17 protein-coding genes are annotated in these 19,150 nt (G+C 36.3%); 1 reads left to right on the forward strand and 16 read right to left on the reverse strand.

Annotated features, from left to right (window positions below):
* Window positions 1–62: 62 nt before the first annotated feature.
* The 16 genes from glnA to rsgA form a co-directional block, all read right to left on the reverse strand.
* Window positions 63–1,409, reverse strand: coding sequence for a type I glutamate--ammonia ligase (gene glnA, locus SPB_RS06775; RefSeq protein ID WP_003105328.1), 1,347 nt, complete (start codon window positions 1,407–1,409; stop codon window positions 63–65).
* 42 nt (window positions 1,410–1,451) lie between these two features.
* Window positions 1,452–1,823 (reverse strand): MerR family transcriptional regulator, encoded by a 372-nt coding sequence (locus SPB_RS06780; RefSeq protein WP_003103527.1) that lies wholly within the window; start codon window positions 1,821–1,823, stop codon window positions 1,452–1,454.
* Window positions 1,824–1,902: 79 nt separating this feature from the next.
* Entirely contained in the window at window positions 1,903–2,418 is a 516-nt protein-coding gene (locus SPB_RS06785; RefSeq protein WP_003105651.1) for an FUSC family protein, read from the reverse strand.
* A gap of 303 nt (window positions 2,419–2,721) precedes the next feature.
* Complete coding sequence (locus tag SPB_RS06790) at window positions 2,722–3,918, reverse strand: phosphoglycerate kinase (RefSeq protein ID WP_003103991.1); 1,197 nt, start codon at window positions 3,916–3,918, stop codon at window positions 2,722–2,724.
* 151 nt (window positions 3,919–4,069) lie between these two features.
* A complete protein-coding gene (gene gap, locus SPB_RS06795) occupies window positions 4,070–5,080 on the reverse strand; it encodes a type I glyceraldehyde-3-phosphate dehydrogenase (protein ID WP_003103042.1) in 1,011 nt (336 codons plus the stop codon).
* 297 nt (window positions 5,081–5,377) lie between these two features.
* Window positions 5,378–7,456: an elongation factor G gene (gene fusA, locus SPB_RS06800; protein ID WP_003105809.1), complete on the reverse strand. Its 2,079-nt coding sequence runs from the start codon at window positions 7,454–7,456 to the stop codon at window positions 5,378–5,380.
* Window positions 7,457–7,597: 141 nt separating this feature from the next.
* The gene (gene rpsG, locus SPB_RS06805) at window positions 7,598–8,068 is read right to left on the reverse strand and encodes a 30S ribosomal protein S7 (RefSeq protein ID WP_003102391.1); all 471 of its coding nucleotides are present in this window, start codon (window positions 8,066–8,068) and stop codon (window positions 7,598–7,600) included.
* A gap of 20 nt (window positions 8,069–8,088) precedes the next feature.
* Window positions 8,089–8,502, reverse strand: a complete 414-nt coding sequence (rpsL, locus tag SPB_RS06810) for a 30S ribosomal protein S12 (protein WP_003103558.1) — start codon at window positions 8,500–8,502, stop codon at window positions 8,089–8,091.
* Window positions 8,503–8,692: 190 nt separating this feature from the next.
* A complete protein-coding gene (locus SPB_RS06815; RefSeq protein ID WP_003105504.1) occupies window positions 8,693–11,473 on the reverse strand; it encodes an SEC10/PgrA surface exclusion domain-containing protein in 2,781 nt (926 codons plus the stop codon).
* A 24-nt stretch (window positions 11,474–11,497) separates the two neighbouring features.
* On the reverse strand, window positions 11,498–12,310 hold the full coding sequence (gene purR / locus SPB_RS06820; RefSeq protein ID WP_003102585.1) for a pur operon repressor: 813 nt from the start codon (window positions 12,308–12,310) through the stop codon (window positions 11,498–11,500).
* A gap of 222 nt (window positions 12,311–12,532) precedes the next feature.
* Window positions 12,533–12,745, reverse strand: coding sequence for a KTSC domain-containing protein (locus SPB_RS06825; protein ID WP_003103884.1), 213 nt, complete (start codon window positions 12,743–12,745; stop codon window positions 12,533–12,535).
* 297 nt (window positions 12,746–13,042) lie between these two features.
* Entirely contained in the window at window positions 13,043–13,981 is a 939-nt protein-coding gene (locus SPB_RS06830) for a 3'-5' exoribonuclease YhaM family protein (protein WP_003104011.1), read from the reverse strand.
* Window positions 13,971–15,230 carry a DNA recombination protein RmuC gene (locus SPB_RS06835; protein WP_372703350.1) on the reverse strand — a complete coding sequence of 420 codons (1,260 nt, stop codon included), beginning with the start codon at window positions 15,228–15,230 and terminating at the stop codon, window positions 13,971–13,973. The genes SPB_RS06830 and SPB_RS06835 overlap by 11 nt, the downstream gene beginning before the upstream one ends.
* Before the next feature lie 13 nt (window positions 15,231–15,243).
* A complete protein-coding gene (locus SPB_RS06840; protein WP_003102665.1) occupies window positions 15,244–15,876 on the reverse strand; it encodes a thiamine diphosphokinase in 633 nt (210 codons plus the stop codon).
* A complete protein-coding gene (gene rpe, locus SPB_RS06845; protein ID WP_003104870.1) occupies window positions 15,869–16,531 on the reverse strand; it encodes a ribulose-phosphate 3-epimerase in 663 nt (220 codons plus the stop codon). Before rpe ends, SPB_RS06840 begins: the two co-directional genes overlap by 8 nt.
* Before the next feature lie 9 nt (window positions 16,532–16,540).
* Window positions 16,541–17,413, reverse strand: a complete 873-nt coding sequence (gene rsgA / locus SPB_RS06850; protein WP_003103435.1) for a ribosome small subunit-dependent GTPase A — start codon at window positions 17,411–17,413, stop codon at window positions 16,541–16,543.
* Between the two features lie 237 nt (window positions 17,414–17,650).
* Here rsgA and SPB_RS06855 point away from each other — a divergent pair, with 237 nt between their 5' ends.
* Window positions 17,651–19,150, forward strand: coding sequence for an MDR family MFS transporter (locus SPB_RS06855; RefSeq protein ID WP_003105153.1), 1,500 nt, complete (start codon window positions 17,651–17,653; stop codon window positions 19,148–19,150).

Here is a 19,150-nt window from a genome sequence, read left to right on the forward strand (position 1 = left end):
AATTTTGTATATTTTCATTAAATATTCAAAAAGCCACACTCGAAAGTGCAGCTTTTCTAATCTTAGTAACTATGAATATAGTTATCAACTTCCCATTGTGAGACAAATGTCGCATAAGAAGCCCATTCAATTCTCTTAGCTTCAATAAAATTTGTAAAGATATGTTCACCAAGAGCACTTTTAACAACATCATCTGATTGAAGTGCTTTTAAAGCATTATGTAAAGTTGACGGTAAGTCAACAATACCAGCCGCTTCACGTTCTTCTGCCGTCATTGTATAGATATTAGCCTCAACTGGTGTTGGAGCATCAATTTTATTTTCAATACCATCAAGACCTGATTCCAATAGGACAGCTAATGCTAAATAAGGGTTAGCTGTTGGATCTACTGAACGTAATTCTAAACGAGTACCTTGTCCTCGTGACGCTGGTACGCGAATAAGTGGAGAACGATTACGACCTGCCCAAGCAACATAAACTGGCGCTTCATAACCAGGTACAAGACGTTTATAAGAATTAACAGTCGGATTCATAATAGCAGTATAACTGTATGCATGTTTCATTAAACCACCTAAGAAATAATAGGCATCTTGAGACAATTGCATACCGTTCTTATCTTTTTCATCAAAGAAAGCGTTATTTCCCTCTTTATCAAATAATGACATATTACAATGCATACCTGAGCCAGCAATGCCAAATTTAGGTTTTGCCATAAAAGTTGCATAAAGACCATCTTTGCGTGCAATAGTTTTAACGACTAGTTTAAAGATTTGAATGTTATCACATGCTTTAAGAACATCATCATATTTAAAATCAATTTCATGTTGTCCAACAGCCACTTCATGGTGACTAGCTTCTACTTCAAAGCCCATTTTAGTTAATACATTGACAATTTCACGTCTTGTATTATCAGCCAAGTCAGTTGGTGCTAAGTCAAAATAACCACCTTGGTCATTTACTTCAAGAGTTGGATTCCCATTTTGATCCATTTTGAAAAGGAAAAATTCAGGTTCTGGTCCTAAGTTAAAAGACTTATATCCTACTTTTTCCATATGTTTCAAAGCACGTTTTAAATTGCCGCGAGGATCACCAGGGAATGGTTCACCTTCTGCAGTGTAAATATCACAAATTAAACCTGCGACAGCACCATTCTCATCTCCCCAAGGAAAAACAAGCCATGTATCTAAATCTGGGTAAAGATACATATCAGATTCATTAATACGCACAAACCCTTCAATTGAAGAACCATCAAACATTGCTTTATTTGATAAAACTTTATCTAATTGTTCATCTGTTGCAGGTATTTCTACATTTTTCATGATTCCCATAATGTCTGTAAACATTAAACGGAGAAAAGTAACATTTTTTTCTTTTACTTCACGTCTAATATCTGCTGCTGTGATTGTCATAAAATAGGTCTCCTTATTTTTTAAACCTTTTTCGTATATCAACTAAATACGAAAATTCCCCAAAGATTGCGAGGGAGTTGAAAATCCCCCTTGATTTAAAAGTTCATCATGAAGAATACGACGAACATCAGCATCTGTCAATGTGGCTTGTTTATGCATTGATTTTTCCAAACGGTCAGCATATTCTCTTTTAATAGCAGCAATATTTAAGCCATCATCCAAGAAATCCTTAATTTCAAGTAATCTGTCCATGTCATTTAATGAAAACATACGGCGATTACCATCAGTTCGTTCCGGTTTAATCAATTCCTGATCTTCATAATAACGAATTTGTCTAGCAGATAAATCTGTCAATTTCATTACAGTCCCAATAGGAAAAACAGCCATTGAACGTCTGAGTTCTTTTTCTTTCATGAAAACTCCTTTCACCAGTCTATTATATGCTCAATAAAGAAAGAAGTCAAGAATCAATGTTAGGTTTTCTAACATTGATTCAATTTTTTTTCTTATTCAACTTGTTTTTTATGATATCAATATCTGTATTAATCAATATGGCAATGAATACACCACAGAAGGTTTCAAATATTCTCGCAAATACATAAGCTATTGTTTCACCCGATGAAATAGATAGGGTGATAATCAACAAAGCTGCGACGGCACCAATAATACCAGATTTATTATTAAAAGCGACATTAAACATAATTGTTAACATGGTTAAAATAGGTACAAAAATTAAGGTAATAATAAAATGATGATTAAAAGCTGCTTGTAATAAAAAGAATATTAAGGAAAAGAAGCCACCAATGCTATTTCCGAGGATTCTTGAGCTACCAAAAGATACCGTCTTATCAAAATCTTCTCTCAAACTAAACACAGCTGTCAGGGCACCAATTTGCAAACCTTGAAAGCCAAAAATATGGAATAACAATAAGACAAAAAAGACAGCTAAGCCAGTTTTAAACGTACGCATACCTAATTTTAATTTTTTAGGATCAAAGTAAAAATTCATAATTTCCTATCTTTCACATCAATATATTTCAGTTTAACATGTTGTGAATAGTTTGTCATGCTTTTACTGATGGTAGTTTATTTTCTAAGCTAAACTGTGTAAAATCACTAAAATATCTGAGTTTGATTCCACAATTTTGACAAGAAATCGCACTTTTCACCTTGTAAATATTTTTCCCTGAGATTCCTAACCAAGTCCTAGAATATAAGAAAAAGGCCACACATGCGGCCTTTTTCTAACACTTCAGTTTTGTTTCTTTTATACAAAATCAGGATTTTGCAGAGACTTTCAACAGATGGATATTTATTTCTCTGTTAATGCAGATAACCCTGGTAACTCTTTACCTTCTAATAATTCCATAGATGCTCCACCACCTGTTGAGATCCATGAAAATTTTTCTGCACGGCCTAGGTTAATTGCTGCTGCTGCTGAATCACCACCACCGATGATAGATTTAACACCTGGTTGTTTAACAATGGCATCCATAACACCGATTGTTCCTGCTTGGAAGTCTGGGTTTTCAAATACACCCATTGGACCATTCCATACAACTGTTTTAGCACCTTCAAGGGCTTTTTCAAATTCAACAATTGATTTAGGACCGATATCCAAACCAAGGAAACCTTCTGAAATTGCTTCACCATCAGTATCGTGAACTTCAGTGTAATCAGCAAAAGCATTAGCTTCTTTAGAGTCAACTGGAAGGATTAATTTACCATTTGATTTTTCAAGTAGTTCTTTCGCAATATCGAGTTTATCTTCTTCTACAAGTGAGTTCCCAATTTCAATACCTTGAGCTTTGTAGAATGTGTATGTCATACCACCACCGATAAGGACTTTATCAGCTTTATCAAGTAAGTTTTCAATAACACCAATTTTATCTGAAACTTTTGAACCACCAAGAATAGCTATAAAAGGACGTTCTGGAGTTTCAACAGCTTCTTTAATGTATGCAATCTCATTTTCAAGTAAGAAACCAGCAACAGCTTTTTCTACATTAGCAGAGATACCAACGTTTGAAGAATGAGCACGGTGTGCTGTACCGAAAGCATCATTTACAAAAATACCATCTCCAAGTGATGCCCAATATTTCCCTAGTTCAGGATCATTTTTTGATTCTTTTTTGCCGTCAACATCTTCAAAACGTGTATTTTCAACAAGTAAAACTTGTCCATCTTCAAGAGCTTCAATAGCTTTTTCAAGTTCTTCACCACGTGTTGAACCTGGGAAAATAACATCTTGACCAAGCTTTTCAGCTAAGTTCTTAGCTACCGGTGCAAGTGATTTGCCTTCTTTATCTGCTTCTTCTTTAACACGTCCAAGGTGAGAGAATAAAATTGCACGACCACCGTTTTCAACAATATATTTAATTGTTGGAAGTGCTGCAGAGATACGGTTATCATTTGTGATAACACCATCTTTTAAAGGAACATTAAAATCAACACGTACAAGGACTTTTTTCCCTTTTAAGTCGATGTCTTTTACAGTCATTTTAGCCATTTGGATAGACTCCTTAATATTTTTTTATACAGACTATTATATCATATTTATTTTCAATAATCTAAAATATGAAAATAATAAATTAATTATTTCACAATTTTTTCATAAAAAAAAGGAAGAGAAATCTCTTCCTTTCATGCTATATAACTAATTATTTAGCAATTTTTGCGAAGTACTCAAGTGTACGAACAAGTTGAGCAGTGTAAGACATTTCATTGTCATACCATGAAACAACTTTAACTAATTGATTTCCATCAACAGTTTGTACTTTAGTTTGAGTAGCATCGAATAATGAACCGAAAGACATACCAACGATATCAGATGATACGATTGGATCTTCAGTGTAACCATACGAATCATTAGCTGCAGCTTTCATTACTGAGTTAATTTCTTCTACTGAAGTTTCTTTATTAAGAACTGCTACTAATTCTGTTACTGAACCTGTTGGAACTGGTACACGTTGTGCAGCACCGTCAAGTTTACCATTTAATTCAGGGATAACAAGACCGATTGCTTTAGCAGCACCAGTTGAGTTAGGAACAATATTGTTAGCACCAGCACGGGCACGACGTAAGTCACCACCACGGTGAGGTCCATCAAGAAGCATTTGATCACCAGTGTAAGCGTGGATTGTAGTCATTAAACCTTGTTTTACGCCAAAGTTATCTTGTAAAGCTTTAGCCATTGGAGCTAAACAGTTTGTAGTACATGAAGCACCTGAAATAACTGTTTCAGTTCCATCAAGGATATCATGGTTAGTGTTAAATACAACTGTTTTCACGTCATCTCCACCAGGAGCAGTGATAACAACTTTTTTAGCACCATTTTCATGTAAATGTTTTTCAGCAGCTGCTTTTTTAGCAAAGAAACCAGTTGCTTCAAGAACGATTTCAACACCGTCAGTTGCCCAGTCAATTTGTTCTGGATCTTTTTCAGCAGAAACTTTAATGAATTTTCCGTTAACGTCAAATCCACCATCTTTAACTTCTACAGTACCGTCAAAACGACCTTGAGTTGTATCGTATTTTAACAAGTGTGCAAGCATATTTGGATCTGTAAGGTCGTTGATGCGAGTAACTTCAACACCTTCTACATTTTGAATACGACGGAAAGCAAGACGTCCGATACGGCCAAAACCGTTAATACCAACTTTAACTACCATTAGTGATTTCCTCCTTATGAAAATCAAAAGATTTATTATACAAGGGATACTCCCTTAACTATATTGTGAAAAGATTAACTTGAAGATATCCCCAGTAACCTTTCAACAGAACTATTATATAACTATTTCATAAAAATTGCAAATGATTAAGTCATTTTCAATAAGCATACAAAGCGGTCTAGCCCCATTTCGCTATAAATAATGTAAGCATTTCCACTGTTATACATCAAGCATTTTCACGCTTTCAAAATGCAAAAAAGACTAGGAAATAAATCCTAATCTTTTTCATATTAATGGTTATTCACCACGATTTTTTTTGATAATTTCTTCTTGAACTGATTTAGGAACATCTTCATAATGGTCAAATACCATCATAAATGTACCACGTCCTTGAGTTGCAGAACGAAGAATTGTTGCATAACCAAACATTTCAGCAAGTGGAACAAATGCACGAACAACTTGTACATTTCCGCGAGCTTCCATACCGTCAACACGTCCACGACGAGCTGTAACATGTCCCATAACATCTCCAAGATTATCTTCTGGAGCTGTAATAGTAACAAGCATCATTGGTTCAAGGATAGCTGGGCTAGCTGATTTAGCTGCTTCTTTAAGTGCAAGAGATGCTGCAATTTTAAAAGCAGTTTCTGATGAATCGACATCATGGTATGATCCATCATAAAGTTTAGCTTTAACGTCTACGATTGGGTATCCAGCAAGAACACCGTTAGACATTGATTCAACAAGACCTTTTTCAACAGCTGGGATAAATTCACGAGGGACAACACCACCAACGATAGCATTTTCAAACTCGAATCCTTTACCTTCTTCATTAGGTGTAAATTCAATCCAGACATCACCAAATTGTCCTTTACCACCTGATTGGCGTTTGAAGAAACCACGAGCGTTTGTAGCTGAACGGAATGTTTCACGGTATGATACTTGAGGAGCACCAACGTTTGCTTCAACTTTGAATTCACGACGCATACGGTCAACAAGGACATCAAGGTGAAGCTCACCCATACCAGCAATAACAGTTTCACCAGTTTCTACGTTTGTTTCAACGCGGAATGTTGGATCTTCTTCAGCAAGTTTTTGAAGGGCAACACCCATCTTGTCTTGATCTGCTTTAGATTTTGGTTCAACCATTAATTGGATAACTGGTTCTGGAACTTCAATAGATTCAAGAACAACTTTTGATTTTTCATCAGTTAATGAATCACCAGTAGTTGTATTTTTCAAACCAACTGCCGCAGCGATATCACCAGAGTAAACTACTTCAATTTCTTTACGAGTATTAGCATGCATTTGTAGAATACGTCCAATACGTTCACGCTTGCCTTTTGAAGTATTCATAACGTATGAACCACTTTGAAGAACACCTGAGTAAACACGGAAGAAAGTTAGACGACCTACAAATGGGTCAGTCATGATTTTAAACGCAAGCGCTGCGAATGGCTCTTCATCTGACGCAGGACGAGTTTCTTCTTCTTCAGTATCAGGATTGATACCTTTGATTGCAGGGATATCAAGTGGGCTTGGTAAGTAGTCGATAACTGCGTCAAGCATCATTTGAACACCTTTATTTTTAAAGGCTGATCCACACATAACTGGGAAGAATTCAACGTTAATTGTAGCAGTACGAATAGCTGCCATCAATTCTTCATTAGTGATTTCTTCACCTTCAAGGTATTTCATCATTAATTCTTCATCAGTTTCTGCAACTGCTTCAACTAATTTTTCGCGGTATTCTTGTGCTTGTTCTAAATAGTCAGCTGGAATATCTTCTTCAAGAATATCAGTACCAAGGTCATTAGAATAAACTTCAGCTTTCATTTTGATTAAGTCAATAATTCCCGTGAAGTCATCTTCTGCACCAATTGGTAATTGAATTGGATGTGCATTTGCTTGAAGTCTATCATGTAATGTACTTACTGAGTAAAGGAAGTCAGCACCGATCTTATCCATTTTGTTAGCAAAAACGATACGTGGAACTCCATATTCAGTAGCTTGACGCCAAACAGTTTCAGTTTGAGGTTCAACACCTGATTGAGCATCAAGAACTGTAACAGCTCCATCAAGTACACGAAGTGAACGTTGAACTTCAATTGTAAAGTCCACGTGTCCTGGTGTATCGATGATATTTACACGATGACCATCCCATTGTGCAGTTGTTGCTGCAGATGTGATTGTGATACCGCGTTCTTGTTCTTGTTCCATCCAGTCCATTTGAGAAGCACCTTCATGTGTTTCACCGATTTTATGAATTTTACCAGTGTAATAAAGGATACGCTCTGTAGTTGTTGTTTTACCAGCATCAACGTGAGCCATGATACCGATATTACGAGTTTTTTCAAGTGAAAATTCGCGAGCCATTAGGTTATTTCTCCTATATTTTTATTTGATATGAATATTATATCATTATTTATAAAAAACGGATAGGCAGGACCTACCCGTAATTACGACATTGTTTAGCGACATTTGATTTAAGCTAACTCAAATCTGAATGTCATAATCCTACCAACGGAAGTGAGCAAATGCACGGTTAGCTTCAGCCATTTTGTGAGTATCTTCACGTTTTTTAACTGATGCACCAGTGTTGTTTGCAGCATCCATGATTTCTTTAGCAAGACGATCTTTCATAGTATGTTCACCACGAGAACGTGATGCATTTACTAACCAACGTAATCCTAAAGTAGTACGACGTTCTGGACGAACTTCAACTGGGACTTGGTAGTTTGATCCACCAACACGACGTGCGCGTACTTCAAGTACAGGCATAATGTTGTCCATAGCTGTTTCAAACACTTCAAGAGCATCTGTTCCAGTAGATTCTTTGATTGCTTCAAAAGCATCATAGACGATAGTTGCAGCAGTACCACGTTTACCATCAAGCATAACACGGTTGATAAGACGTGTTACGATTTTTGAGTTATACAATGGATCTGGTAATACTTCGCGTTTAGGCGCTTGATTTTTACGACTCATTCTTTCTTATCCCCCTTCTATTATCCTTTAGGACGTTTAGCACCGTATTTAGAACGGCCTTGTTTACGATCAGCAACACCTGCAGTATCAAGTGCACCACGAACGATATGGTAACGTACCCCTGGAAGGTCTTTTACACGTCCACCACGGATAAGTACCACACTATGCTCTTGCAAGTTGTGACCGATACCTGGGATGTATGCAGTAACTTCAATAAGATTGCTCAAACGTACACGAGCGAATTTACGAAGGGCAGAGTTAGGTTTTTTAGGTGTCATTGTTCCAACACGAGTTGCAACACCACGTTTTTGTGGTGCAGAAATTTTAGTGTGAACTTTTTTGTGGCTGTTGTAACCGATGTTTAAAGCTGGTGAATCTGATTTTTCAACTTTAGATTTACGAGGTTTACGTACCAACTGGTTAATTGTAGGCATCTACATTCTCCTGTATTTTTTTATTTTTGGTTGATATAGCGCTTGGTGACAGCCTATATCCGGGTGTACTTTTTGCAACAATTGTCAGCACGTCTCTGTACACTTTTGAGAGACCAAAAGTAAAAAGTACCGTCTACTATAGTAACATAGACGGCACTTAATTGTCAATAATATTTTAAATGATTTTTACTTATTTTTTGCCTTGTTTTCTGAGTTTAAATCCAGTTAAACCGACTGCCGTAAGCATAACGATACCAGCTTTGACAGCTCGTTTTGTGCTTTCATCACTTGCTGCCGTCACTTTACTTACAGTAGTTGAACCATAGTTAGAAGACTCTGAATTATTATTTTCGCTAACACTCTTAGCAACTTTGTTTAAGATACTTTGAGCTGGCATTGTTTCCGGAACAACTTCAACAACCCCTTGAGCAATCTTATTAGCTTCATTTGTTAAAACTTTGTTAGTTTCCGCAATAACAGTTGATGTTGCAGTAGCAATTTTTTCAGTAATAACTGCCTTAATTTCAGCAATTTCTTGTTCCGTTTTTTGTGCAATTAAACTTGTACTTGCAGACATACGTTCAGTTTCAGAATTAATTTGGTCTTTCTCACTTGTATCACTGATTTTTTCTTTAGTAATATCAGCTGATGTAAGAACTGACGAATCTTTCTCATTGTACTCGATTGGTTTAGCAGCAATAGATGAACCTGATTCTCCACCGTGAACTACTGGTGTTTGTACTTTAGTAGGTTTCTGTACTTTACTTTCGTCACCTTTTGTATTAACAATTGCTTTCAAAAGAGAAATTTGTTTTTCAGATAACTTAATTGCATCTTGAAGCTGAGTTCTAGTATCGAACAAATCAACTAGTACTTTGTTACTTACAATTAACTTGGCATTTGTTTCAGCTAAATCCTTCTTGGCTTGAGCAAGTGCTTCTTTTGCTAACTCAACACGCTTTGGATTTTGTTTTAATTCAAGCATTTTTGCCAAGTTTACTTTTTTATCAACTAAACTTGTAACCTGTGCTGCTGCTTGCACAAGTTTTGTTTCAAGTGTTTTAAGTGAACGCTTAGCGCTATTTAAACTAACAAGAGTTTCGTCAAGTTTTGCTTTTACATCTGCTTGAATAGTCTTAGCTAACGCTAGTTGAATTTGCAAGCCATCTTTAGATTTCTTGGCTTGGATTGCTTGTGCTTCAAGTTTAGCAAGACTTTGTTTTGCTGCAGATAGTTTAGTATTAAATTTAATTACCTGTGCTTGAGCTGTTTTAACAGCTTCTTCAGCCGAAAGATTATTCAAACGTTTTTCAATAGTAGTAATATTCCCCTTAATAGAAGAAATACCCGATTTCAAACTTTGAATTTTTGCTGAATTATTAATTGTTGTCTTACCAGCAGAAACAGCTTTGGTACTAAATAAAGTTTTATTTTGAATATTTGATTTTGGAATTAATAGGAAATGCGTATCTAAGCCACCAACAGATTCTGTTGAGAAACCAAGATAAATAGGATTACTTGCATTCGCTTTGTCAGTACGTAGAAAGTTAACCGCATGTCCCCAAGTATTGCCATGTAAGTCATCGGTGAACAACATATACTTAAGAGTGTTGTAAATACTTCTCTTAATACCATTAACAGTAGGAAGATCATCAAACATACCAAAATTTTCATACATGTTATCATCATTAGCTTTCAAACCAACACGAGTTGCCGAGCTTTCAATGATTGTGCGGTCATGCGGGCCAATTCCGGTGTGTCCTCCAGCACCAACTTGACCATAAGAAAAGTATGGAATTGTTGAACCGTGAGTTGCTTTATATTGAGTTGTAACTAGACGAGCAAATTGTTGTGATCCTTCAGTTACTTCAATTTTAGACAAGTTCAATTGCGAACGAACAGAATTTAACATTTGAGCTGTAAATAAAGCTAACTCATTTTGGACATCTAGAGATAAGTTGTCTAAATCAACTTGGCGATTTAAATCTTTAGCAATATTTTTATAGCTATTTAGAGTCATTCCAGCGCGAGCTTTTGAACTGATAGCACTTTCAAGTTTATTAAAAGCTGAAATATAGCTCCATGAACCAATATATCCACTATCCGCTAAACGTTTTAATTCTGCAAATGGGTAGCTTGATGGCAATACAAATGTATTTTCACCAGCAATATTAACTGTCTTTGTAGAAGTTTGTGATTGAGCAGCATTTAGTTCTGCTTGTTTTGCAGTAAGAGCTGTCTTGTTAGAAGCGAGACTTGTTGTTAATGCAGTCTTAGTTTCTTGCTTAACTGTTGCTAAATTAGTCTGTGCTTTTGTTAAGTCTGATGCTGCAATTTTAACTGTGTTTTGAGCATCTTTAACTTGTGATGCAATCATTTCAGGTTGATTAACAACTTTCGTCAAATCTGCTACAGCTTTATCAGCAGATTCTGCTTCTTTAACGAGCGTTTTAGCTGCTTCACTTTGAGTCGCAACAACTTGAGTTTGCTTTTGAACGTCAGAGCTTACTGTTTGTGCACTTGTTTGTGCTTGACTTAGAGCTTTATTAGTTTCAGCTAGTTTAACTTGGTTTTCAGTTACAAGTTTTTCAAATTCTGCATCATTTGAAGTAGAGACTGTAGTTAAAGTTTCTTGAGCAACTTCTACAGCTTTTTCTTGAGCTACAATTTCTGTTTTCAAATCTGAAACTTCAAGGCTTGAATTTTTGATATCTTTATTAACTGCAATAAGTTCATTTTGTTGACTAGCTAATTGTGTCTCCGCAGTTTTCACTGCTGCAGTGGCATCAGCAACCGTTGCAGTAGTTGGTAATAAAGGGGATTCATTATTTGAGTTTTCAGCTCCGGTTGGTGATAAGTCATCAGCCTGTACTTGATGTGAAACCCCAACACCAGCCCCTAGCAATGCAATTGTTGATGTTAAAGCAATTGTGGTTTTAATGTGGTTTGTTTTCCCGTTTTCCAATTCCATGATAAGTCTCTTTCCTCTCAGTGGTTAATCAAAGATATTCCCTAGTTCAACAACGACGTTGTTGTTTTTGACATCTATTTCAGATACTTTTAACAATGACTTGTAAGCCATTTGTTCTCTCTCTTCTTGCGCATTTTCAGCAAAGACAGCTACACCTACTAAAGTACTGTCGAATTCTGTCAATAGACTAATCATACCTGTAATTGTACCGCCACCTTTTAAGAAGTCGTCCACAATTAAAACACGGCTATTCGGTTGTAAACTTCTCTTTGACAGAAACATTTTTTCAATGCGGTCACTAGATGCACTGGCATAATTGACTGATACTGTTGACCCTTCCGTAATTTTCAAATCACGTCGAACAATTACAAAAGGCACATTCAAAATGTTGGCAACAGCATTTGCTAAAGGCACACCTTTAGTTGCTACAGTCATAACTGCATCAACTTTTTGACCTCTAAAAGCGTTCGCAATAATACGCCCAATATTTTGCAAAGTCTTGGGTGTACTTAGAATATCAGATAAGTAAATGTAGCCTCCTGGAAGGATTCTATTATTTTCTGATAACTGTTGACATAAGTCTTCCACGATGGCAATTGCTTCTTCTTTAGAAATAGTCGGTGTAAAGATAACTCCTCCACTAGCACCAGTTAGTGTTTCTATTTCTCCAATATTAGCCTCTTCAAAGGCTTTTTTTATAATTGCTATATCTTCAGAAATTGATGATTTTGCTGCTTCATATTTTATTGCAAATGTATTTAAACTTGTTAATTTATAAGGGTTGTTTATCAGATAATTTGAAATGACAACCATACGTTCACTACGTCTTAATTTCATATTTTCCCCATTTTAAAGTACTTTTAAATAAGTATAACATATTGAACAAAAAAAGACGAACGTTCAGGAAAAAATATGTTCATCTTTTAATATTTAACATATGTTTGTAACATAAGCGGATGTTGACTGAATAAAACTAAGGTTTAAGCCTGTTAAATTTCCATTTCGAGAAATTTTCATTATTTAGAAAATTAAAAATCTACTTCCTCAGTGAAGTAGATTTTAGCGTCTTTCTTTTCTAACTCTTGAACCTGCATTATTTGTTGCAAAATCATGTATCTTTTCGTCAGTAATATTTAGCATTAACTCATCAAAATAAATTTTGGGAATATCTTGAAAACGATGAATGTATCCATTTAAAAACTGTATCTCAACAATTTCATTTTCCCAACCTATACTTTCAACAAGTTGAGAGGGTATTTTTTCTCTTTTCACTACTCTTCCCCCATATCCTGTCGGTTTATTAATTAAATTAGTTAACACTTGAGATGATGTTAGAATAAGAAATTTTAGACTCTTTAAGTATATCACAGTTTGACAATTAGACTCTTAATATTTTTAATAAATGCACTTCTATATATCAAATTAAATTAATAAAAACAGACCTCGATGAGACTTTCATTGCAGCTCTATATAGTTTTGATGTCTATTGTCTTTAATGTTCGTCGCAAAGCAATTCAAAAAAAACTGACTACAATACAATGTGAAACTAGTTTACTCTTAAGATGTCTCTTAATATTTGGGTTTGTAAAAAGAGCGATTATCCATAGCAAAAATTTTATTGGTCATTTCGCCCTCTGATACACGATTTAGAGCAGTTGTCATCATCATCATATTGGCATCAATATTATCAATCATATGCAAAATTTCTGCTTCTAAAATACGCGGACGTACTGGGCTACCATATTCCAATTGACCATGATGACTTAAAATCAAGTGACGAAGAACAATGACTTCTTCTTTTGTGTCATCAATATTTAGGTCGGCTAGGACTTTTGTAATTTCTTCATTTATAAGTGAAATATGTCCAATCAAATTACCTCTAATTGTATACTCAGTATGATCAGGACCAGTCAATTCAATTACTTTTGCCAAGTCATGAAGCATAATTCCTGCGAATAAAAGACTCTTATTTAAGTCAGGATAGATATCGCCGATACTATCAGCTAGTCGCACCATTGTCGCTGTATGGTAAGCTAAACCGGCTTCAAATGCATGGTGATTGGTTTTTGCAGCTGGGTAAGTATAAAATTCTTTATCGTACTTACGGTATAAGGCACGAACAATCCGTTGCCATGTTGCATTTTCAATTTTGAACAGCATTTGCTCCAAGTAATCTTTGACTTCACTGGCACTAACGGGTGCTTTTTCTTTGAAATCTTTGGGATCATTTGGTTCACCTTCGCGAGTCTTGCGAAGAGAAATTTGATTGACTTGTGGGGTGCCATTGTAAACTTCACGACGCCCTTTCATATAAACAATTTTACCAGCAACAAACTCTTCGACATTATATGTTTGAGCATCCCAGAGATTCCCTGAAATTTCGCCAGAATCGTCTTGAAAGGTAAAAGCAATAAAATCTTTCCCCGCTCTTGTTTTTCTGACTTCTGCAGATTTAATTAGGTAAAAGCCATCAAATAGCTGATCCTTTTTCATTTGGCTAATCTTCATTATAAACCTCTTCTATAGCTGGCATGTTCAATAATGCCTCTGTATCTTTATCTTGATATGTTTCAACTTCGGCTAGTGCTCTGACAATAGCATTTGTTCTAGTTGAGATTAATTTATCTAAGGTTGAATTTGCTGTATTGATTTGTTTTTGAGCTTGAACTAAAATACCACCAAATTTTTCAAATTCTACTTTGACATTTCCTAAAATCTTACTGATATCATCAGCATTTTTTTGTAAATTCAATGTTTTAAAGCCAACTGATAAAGAATTTAATAGAGCGGACAAAGTGGATGGTCCTGCCACAACAATATTATCTTCTCTGCGGAGTGCATCAAAGAAGGCGGCATTTCGAACCACTTCTGAATAGAGTCCTTCAGTTGGTAAAAACATAATCCCAAAATTAGTTGTTTCTGGTGGGTTAAGGTACTTTTTATTAATATCTTTAGCAAAGCGTTTAACTGCTCCTAAGAGAGCCTTACGAGATAAGTCAATTTGAACCTTATCAGCCGTCTCATATGCTTCTTCAAGACGGTAGTAATCCTCCAAGGGAAACTTAGAGTCAATTGGTAAATAGATGTAATCTCCCTGCACAGTACCCGGGAGCTTAACAGCATACTCAACCCGTTCAGTCGAACCTTTGATAGTTGAAAACTCACGTTCATATTGCTGAACTGTTAGGATATCTTCAATAATTTTCCCCAACTGGAGTTCCCCCAAAATACCACGTGTTTTGGTATTGGATAATACCTTGTTAAGGGTTCCAACATCTTTAGCCACATTGCGCATCTCACCCAAACCTTGGTTGACACTCTCCAATTGTTTAGAAACCGTTTCAAAAGATACCTGCAGACGATTTTTTAGGGTTGCTTCCAGTTTTTCTTCAACAGTATGACGCATTTCTTCTAAGCGTTTTTCATTAGACTCTTGCATTTCTTTAACAGAACGACCAAGTTGTTGGGAAATAGATTCTAAACGTTGATCAGAACGATCACGATTTTCGGTCAAGTTTTGATGAAGGACCATTTTCAAGTCATTGAGTTGCTGAAACAAATCAGCCTGTTGGCGATTCATCAAACTAGAAATTTCGACAATTTGATTTTTACTAAAGGTTTCTAGCTGATAGCTGAGCTGGTCAGATAAGTTGTCAGCATTATTTTCTAAGGTCTTGCTAAGTTGATCTTGCAGGTGTTGTACTTTAAAGAAGAGAACAACTGCTAAGACAAGTACTGCAAGAAGAATTAACAACATAAGAATGTCCAAGCTATCTCCTATCTTTACTTTGAATTATAATAACATAGCCACTAGTAACAGTGACTTTTATGGCCTGACCGATAAACTCATTACTTGAATATATCTTCTTTTTAAAGAAATTTCCTTCGTTGAGGTCATACTTAGCTCCTGTAATAGTCAAATCTTGATCACCATCAGTCATAAACGAGATATATCTCATATCGGGATTTTCTTCAACCAAATGACTACCGGCTGGTTTAAATGAGATGACATTTTGCCCATCTTTGAGCTCAATTTGTTCCATAAAAGGGGCTAACTCAGGATCGCTTGGCAGAAACAGATTAGACATCAAGTGGTCTAGTCTTCCTCCGAAAGCACCAAAAATGGTAATCTGTGCTTTGGGATATAAAGCAAACACACTCTTTAAAGCAAGCTCTGTATCTGTGTCATTTTTTTCTGCTGGTGACACGATGGTTTTTTTGGCCTTCTCTTTTATATTCGTAAATTCTTGGAGAGAAACAGAATCAAAATCACCAATTGCCATTTCTATTGGTAGCGCATGCTCTAGTAGAAACAAATTACCCCGATCTATACCAACGTAGTAATCAAAATCTGTTTGGTAGTAGGACAATTCTCCCCCAGCAAAAAGAGCAATCTTAGTCATTTAAAGCCTTTCTTAAAGTTTGAACTTGCCTAACCAAATCATCAGCTTTAAATAGATATGAGCCGGCTACAAAGACATTAGCTCCTGCTTGAGCGCATGCAGCAATAGTTTTATCATCAACACCGCCATCAACCTCAATATCAAAGGAATAACCACCAGCTTGACGCAAGTCAACGACTTTTTTGACTTTATCTAAGCATTCTGGAATAAAGGATTGACCTCCAAAACCTGGATTAACTGTCATTATTAAAACTTGGTCTACTAATGGTAAGACTGGTTCAAGTGCAGAAACTGGAGTCCCAGGATTAATAACTACACCAGCCTTCATACCTGCTGCTTTAATTTTTTGGAGTGCTCCGTGAATATGACTAGTGCTTTCAGTATGAATTGTCATAATATCTGCACCTGCTTGTGCATAGGCATCAACATACCGTTCTGGATTAACTACCATTAAATGACAATCAAAAACCAATTTGCTATGTTTACGCATACTAGCAACCACGTCAGCACCAAAGCTAATATTTGGAACAAATTGTCCGTCCATAATATCAATATGGACGTATTCCGCATCAGTTTCTTCAATGCGTTTCAATTCAGAAGCAAAATTAGCATAATCTGCTGCTAAAACGGAAGGTGCGATTTTGTAACTTGTCATTAGATAGACCTACTTTCTTTTGATTACTTTTTTAAAGGTTTCCCGACGATTTTCAATTTCACTAAGAAATTGTAAAAAATTATCATAACGAACTTGCCAAATGTCACCCGCTTCGACCGCTGCCTTTACAGCACATTGTGGCTCATGTCGATGACTACAAGACCTAAACTTACAGTCATGACTAAAATGCCTGATTTCAGGAAAGGCCTCACTCAAGTCTTCAGCATTATCAATAGCATAGTCTAAGTTGGAAAATCCTGGCGTATCAGCAATTTTTCCACCATTAACATCATAGAAACTAACAGCACGCGTGGTGTGGCGTCCGCGGCCTAAGCTATCAGAAATCGTTGCCGTCTCCAAGCTCAGTTCTGGCGAAATTTTATTGAGCAGTGTTGATTTGCCAACCCCTGTTTGGCCCATAAAGACTGTAATCTTATTGGTTAAATGGGGAAGTAATTGATCCAAGGTCAAAGCAAAATCATAACCGATAGCCTTATATTTTTGGCTAATAGCCTCAATCTCAGTTAAATCATCAAGCAAATCTAGTTTAGAAATATAAACAATTGGTTTGATGTGTTTATTTTCTAACAAGACCAAAAAGCGATCTAGGAGATTACTATTGAAATCCGGTTCTTTCGCCGACATAACTACAACAGCCTGATCGATGTTAACAATTGGGGGTCTTACCAATTCATTTTTACGCTCATGAATAGCTAGAATATAACCTTCTGAATTATCTTCTGCAGAAAAATCAACAAAATCTCCAACATATGGGACTTGCCCTTTTTTTCTAAAATTTCCACGCGCCCGTGTTTGAAATACTTTTCCTTCTGACTCAACATAATAAAAGCCAGCTAAGGATTTAACAATTCTTCCTTGCAATTGAACTCCTCTTAACTATAATAAGTTCATTATAGCAAAAATACGACATTTAATCAGTAGATTTACATTTTTTTCATCTCCTACAAACTGGCTTAGACCCTAAAAATTTTTTGAAAAAAGGTACAAAGTTCTTGCAGGAGTTTTTCACTTATGATATAGTTCTCAGGGTAACTATTTTATTTTCTGAAAATGTAATGTTGTTTCAGAAAAATAAATACTATGAACAAAGGAGAAAAAATGTCTACAGATTATACTGTTGATATCCACGGCAAACACTTTAATAGAACCGCAATGGTTATCTTATTATTAGTGGCAACATTTGCCGGGATTTTAAATCAAACAAGTCTTGGAACTGCTATCCCTACACTAATGGATAGTTTCAACATCAACTTAGCGACAGCACAACAGGCAACAACCTGGTTCTTATTAGCTAATGGAATTATGATTCCCGTTTCTGCCTATTTAGCTACTCGCTTCTCAACCAAATGGCTTTATGTTTCTGCCTATGCTATTTTGGTTATCGGGTTATTGATAACTGCATTAGCACCAACATCTAACTGGACACTATTCCTTTTTGGACGAATCGTTCAAGCCATCGCCGTTGGGATTACTATGCCCTTGATGCAAGTGGTTATGGTAAACATCTTCCCATCTGAACAACGTGGTGCAGCTATGGGGCTTAGCGGATTGGTCGTTGGCCTTGGCCCTGCTATCGGCCCAACTTTTGCTGGATGGCTGTTAAAACATGATGTCATCCTCTTAGGACACAATTTATCCTGGCGCGCTATTTTTGTATTGCCTTTGATTATTTTATTTATTTCATTCCTCTTATCACCATTTTTGATTAAAGACGTCATTCCAAACAGAAAAATGACCCTAGATGTCCCTTCATTTATTTTATCAATCGTTGGTTTTGGACTTTTCCTTTGGGGATTCACCAATGTTGCCAGCGATGGTTGGGGCGATGTCAAAACCGTAATCACACCAATTTTAGTCGGTCTTGTCTTCATCGCAATCTTTATTCACCGTCAATTAATTTTAGATGAACCCTTCCTTGATATCCGAGTTTTCAAGGTTAAACAATTCTCCATCACGACACTTGCCATTGCCCTCTCCATGATGGCTATGATGGGGGTTGAGATGATGCTTCCTCTTTATTTACAAAATGTCCATGGACTTTCAGCGCTTGATTCAGGGCTTGTCCTATTACCCGGAGCATTAATGATGGGATTAATTAGTCCAATTGCTGGAAGTATCTACGATAAAGTTGGTGCTCGTCGCCTAGCTCTCATCGGATTCTCTATCCTAGGAATTGGAACAATTCCATTTGTTTTCCTAACAGCTTCAACACCAGACCACTACATCACTCTTCTTTATGCTGTTCGTATGTTTGGTATCGCTATGATCATGATGCCGTTGACAGCTTCAGCTATGAGTGCATTACCACCACATGAAGCCGCTCATGGAACAGCATCTAATAATACAGCACGCCAAATCGCCTCTGCTATTGTTGTTGCTCTTTTATCAAGTGTGACACAAAATGTGATCAACAATAATAAGCCTTCAAAACTGTTACAAGATCAAAATCCATTAGAATATGCTGCTAAAATGTTAGAAGCTAGCCTAAAAGGCTTCCACGTCTCATTTGCCATCGGTCTATCATTTGCCATCATTGGTTTTGTAGTTGCGCTCTTCCTCCGCAAAGGAAAAGTTATCGAAGTAGAAAAGGAGCTCTAA

Source organism: Streptococcus parauberis NCFD 2020 (assembly GCF_000187935.1).
In the GTDB taxonomy this organism is placed as follows: domain Bacteria; phylum Bacillota; class Bacilli; order Lactobacillales; family Streptococcaceae; genus Streptococcus; species Streptococcus parauberis.

Coding starts and splice junctions, on each gene's coding strand:
- rpsL (WP_003103558.1), bottom strand. CDS start 8,502: ATGCCTACAATTAACCAGTTGGTACGTAAACCTCGTAAATCTAAAGTT.
- rpsG (WP_003102391.1), bottom strand. CDS start 8,068: ATGAGTCGTAAAAATCAAGCGCCTAAACGCGAAGTATTACCAGATCCA.
- SPB_RS06815 (WP_003105504.1), bottom strand. CDS start 11,473: ATGGAATTGGAAAACGGGAAAACAAACCACATTAAAACCACAATTGCT.
- glnA (WP_003105328.1), bottom strand. CDS start 1,409: ATGACAATCACAGCAGCAGATATTAGACGTGAAGTAAAAGAAAAAAAT.
- fusA (WP_003105809.1), bottom strand. CDS start 7,456: ATGGCTCGCGAATTTTCACTTGAAAAAACTCGTAATATCGGTATCATG.
- SPB_RS06785 (WP_003105651.1), bottom strand. CDS start 2,418: ATGAATTTTTACTTTGATCCTAAAAAATTAAAATTAGGTATGCGTACG.
- SPB_RS06830 (WP_003104011.1), bottom strand. CDS start 13,981: ATGAAGATTAGCCAAATGAAAAAGGATCAGCTATTTGATGGCTTTTAC.
- rpe (WP_003104870.1), bottom strand. CDS start 16,531: ATGACAAGTTACAAAATCGCACCTTCCGTTTTAGCAGCAGATTATGCT.
- SPB_RS06840 (WP_003102665.1), bottom strand. CDS start 15,876: ATGACTAAGATTGCTCTTTTTGCTGGGGGAGAATTGTCCTACTACCAA.
- SPB_RS06790 (WP_003103991.1), bottom strand. CDS start 3,918: ATGGCTAAAATGACTGTAAAAGACATCGACTTAAAAGGGAAAAAAGTC.
- SPB_RS06780 (WP_003103527.1), bottom strand. CDS start 1,823: ATGAAAGAAAAAGAACTCAGACGTTCAATGGCTGTTTTTCCTATTGGG.
- gap (WP_003103042.1), bottom strand. CDS start 5,080: ATGGTAGTTAAAGTTGGTATTAACGGTTTTGGCCGTATCGGACGTCTT.
- SPB_RS06855 (WP_003105153.1), top strand. CDS start 17,651: ATGTCTACAGATTATACTGTTGATATCCACGGCAAACACTTTAATAGA.
- SPB_RS06835 (WP_372703350.1), bottom strand. CDS start 15,230: ATGTTGTTAATTCTTCTTGCAGTACTTGTCTTAGCAGTTGTTCTCTTC.
- purR (WP_003102585.1), bottom strand. CDS start 12,310: ATGAAATTAAGACGTAGTGAACGTATGGTTGTCATTTCAAATTATCTG.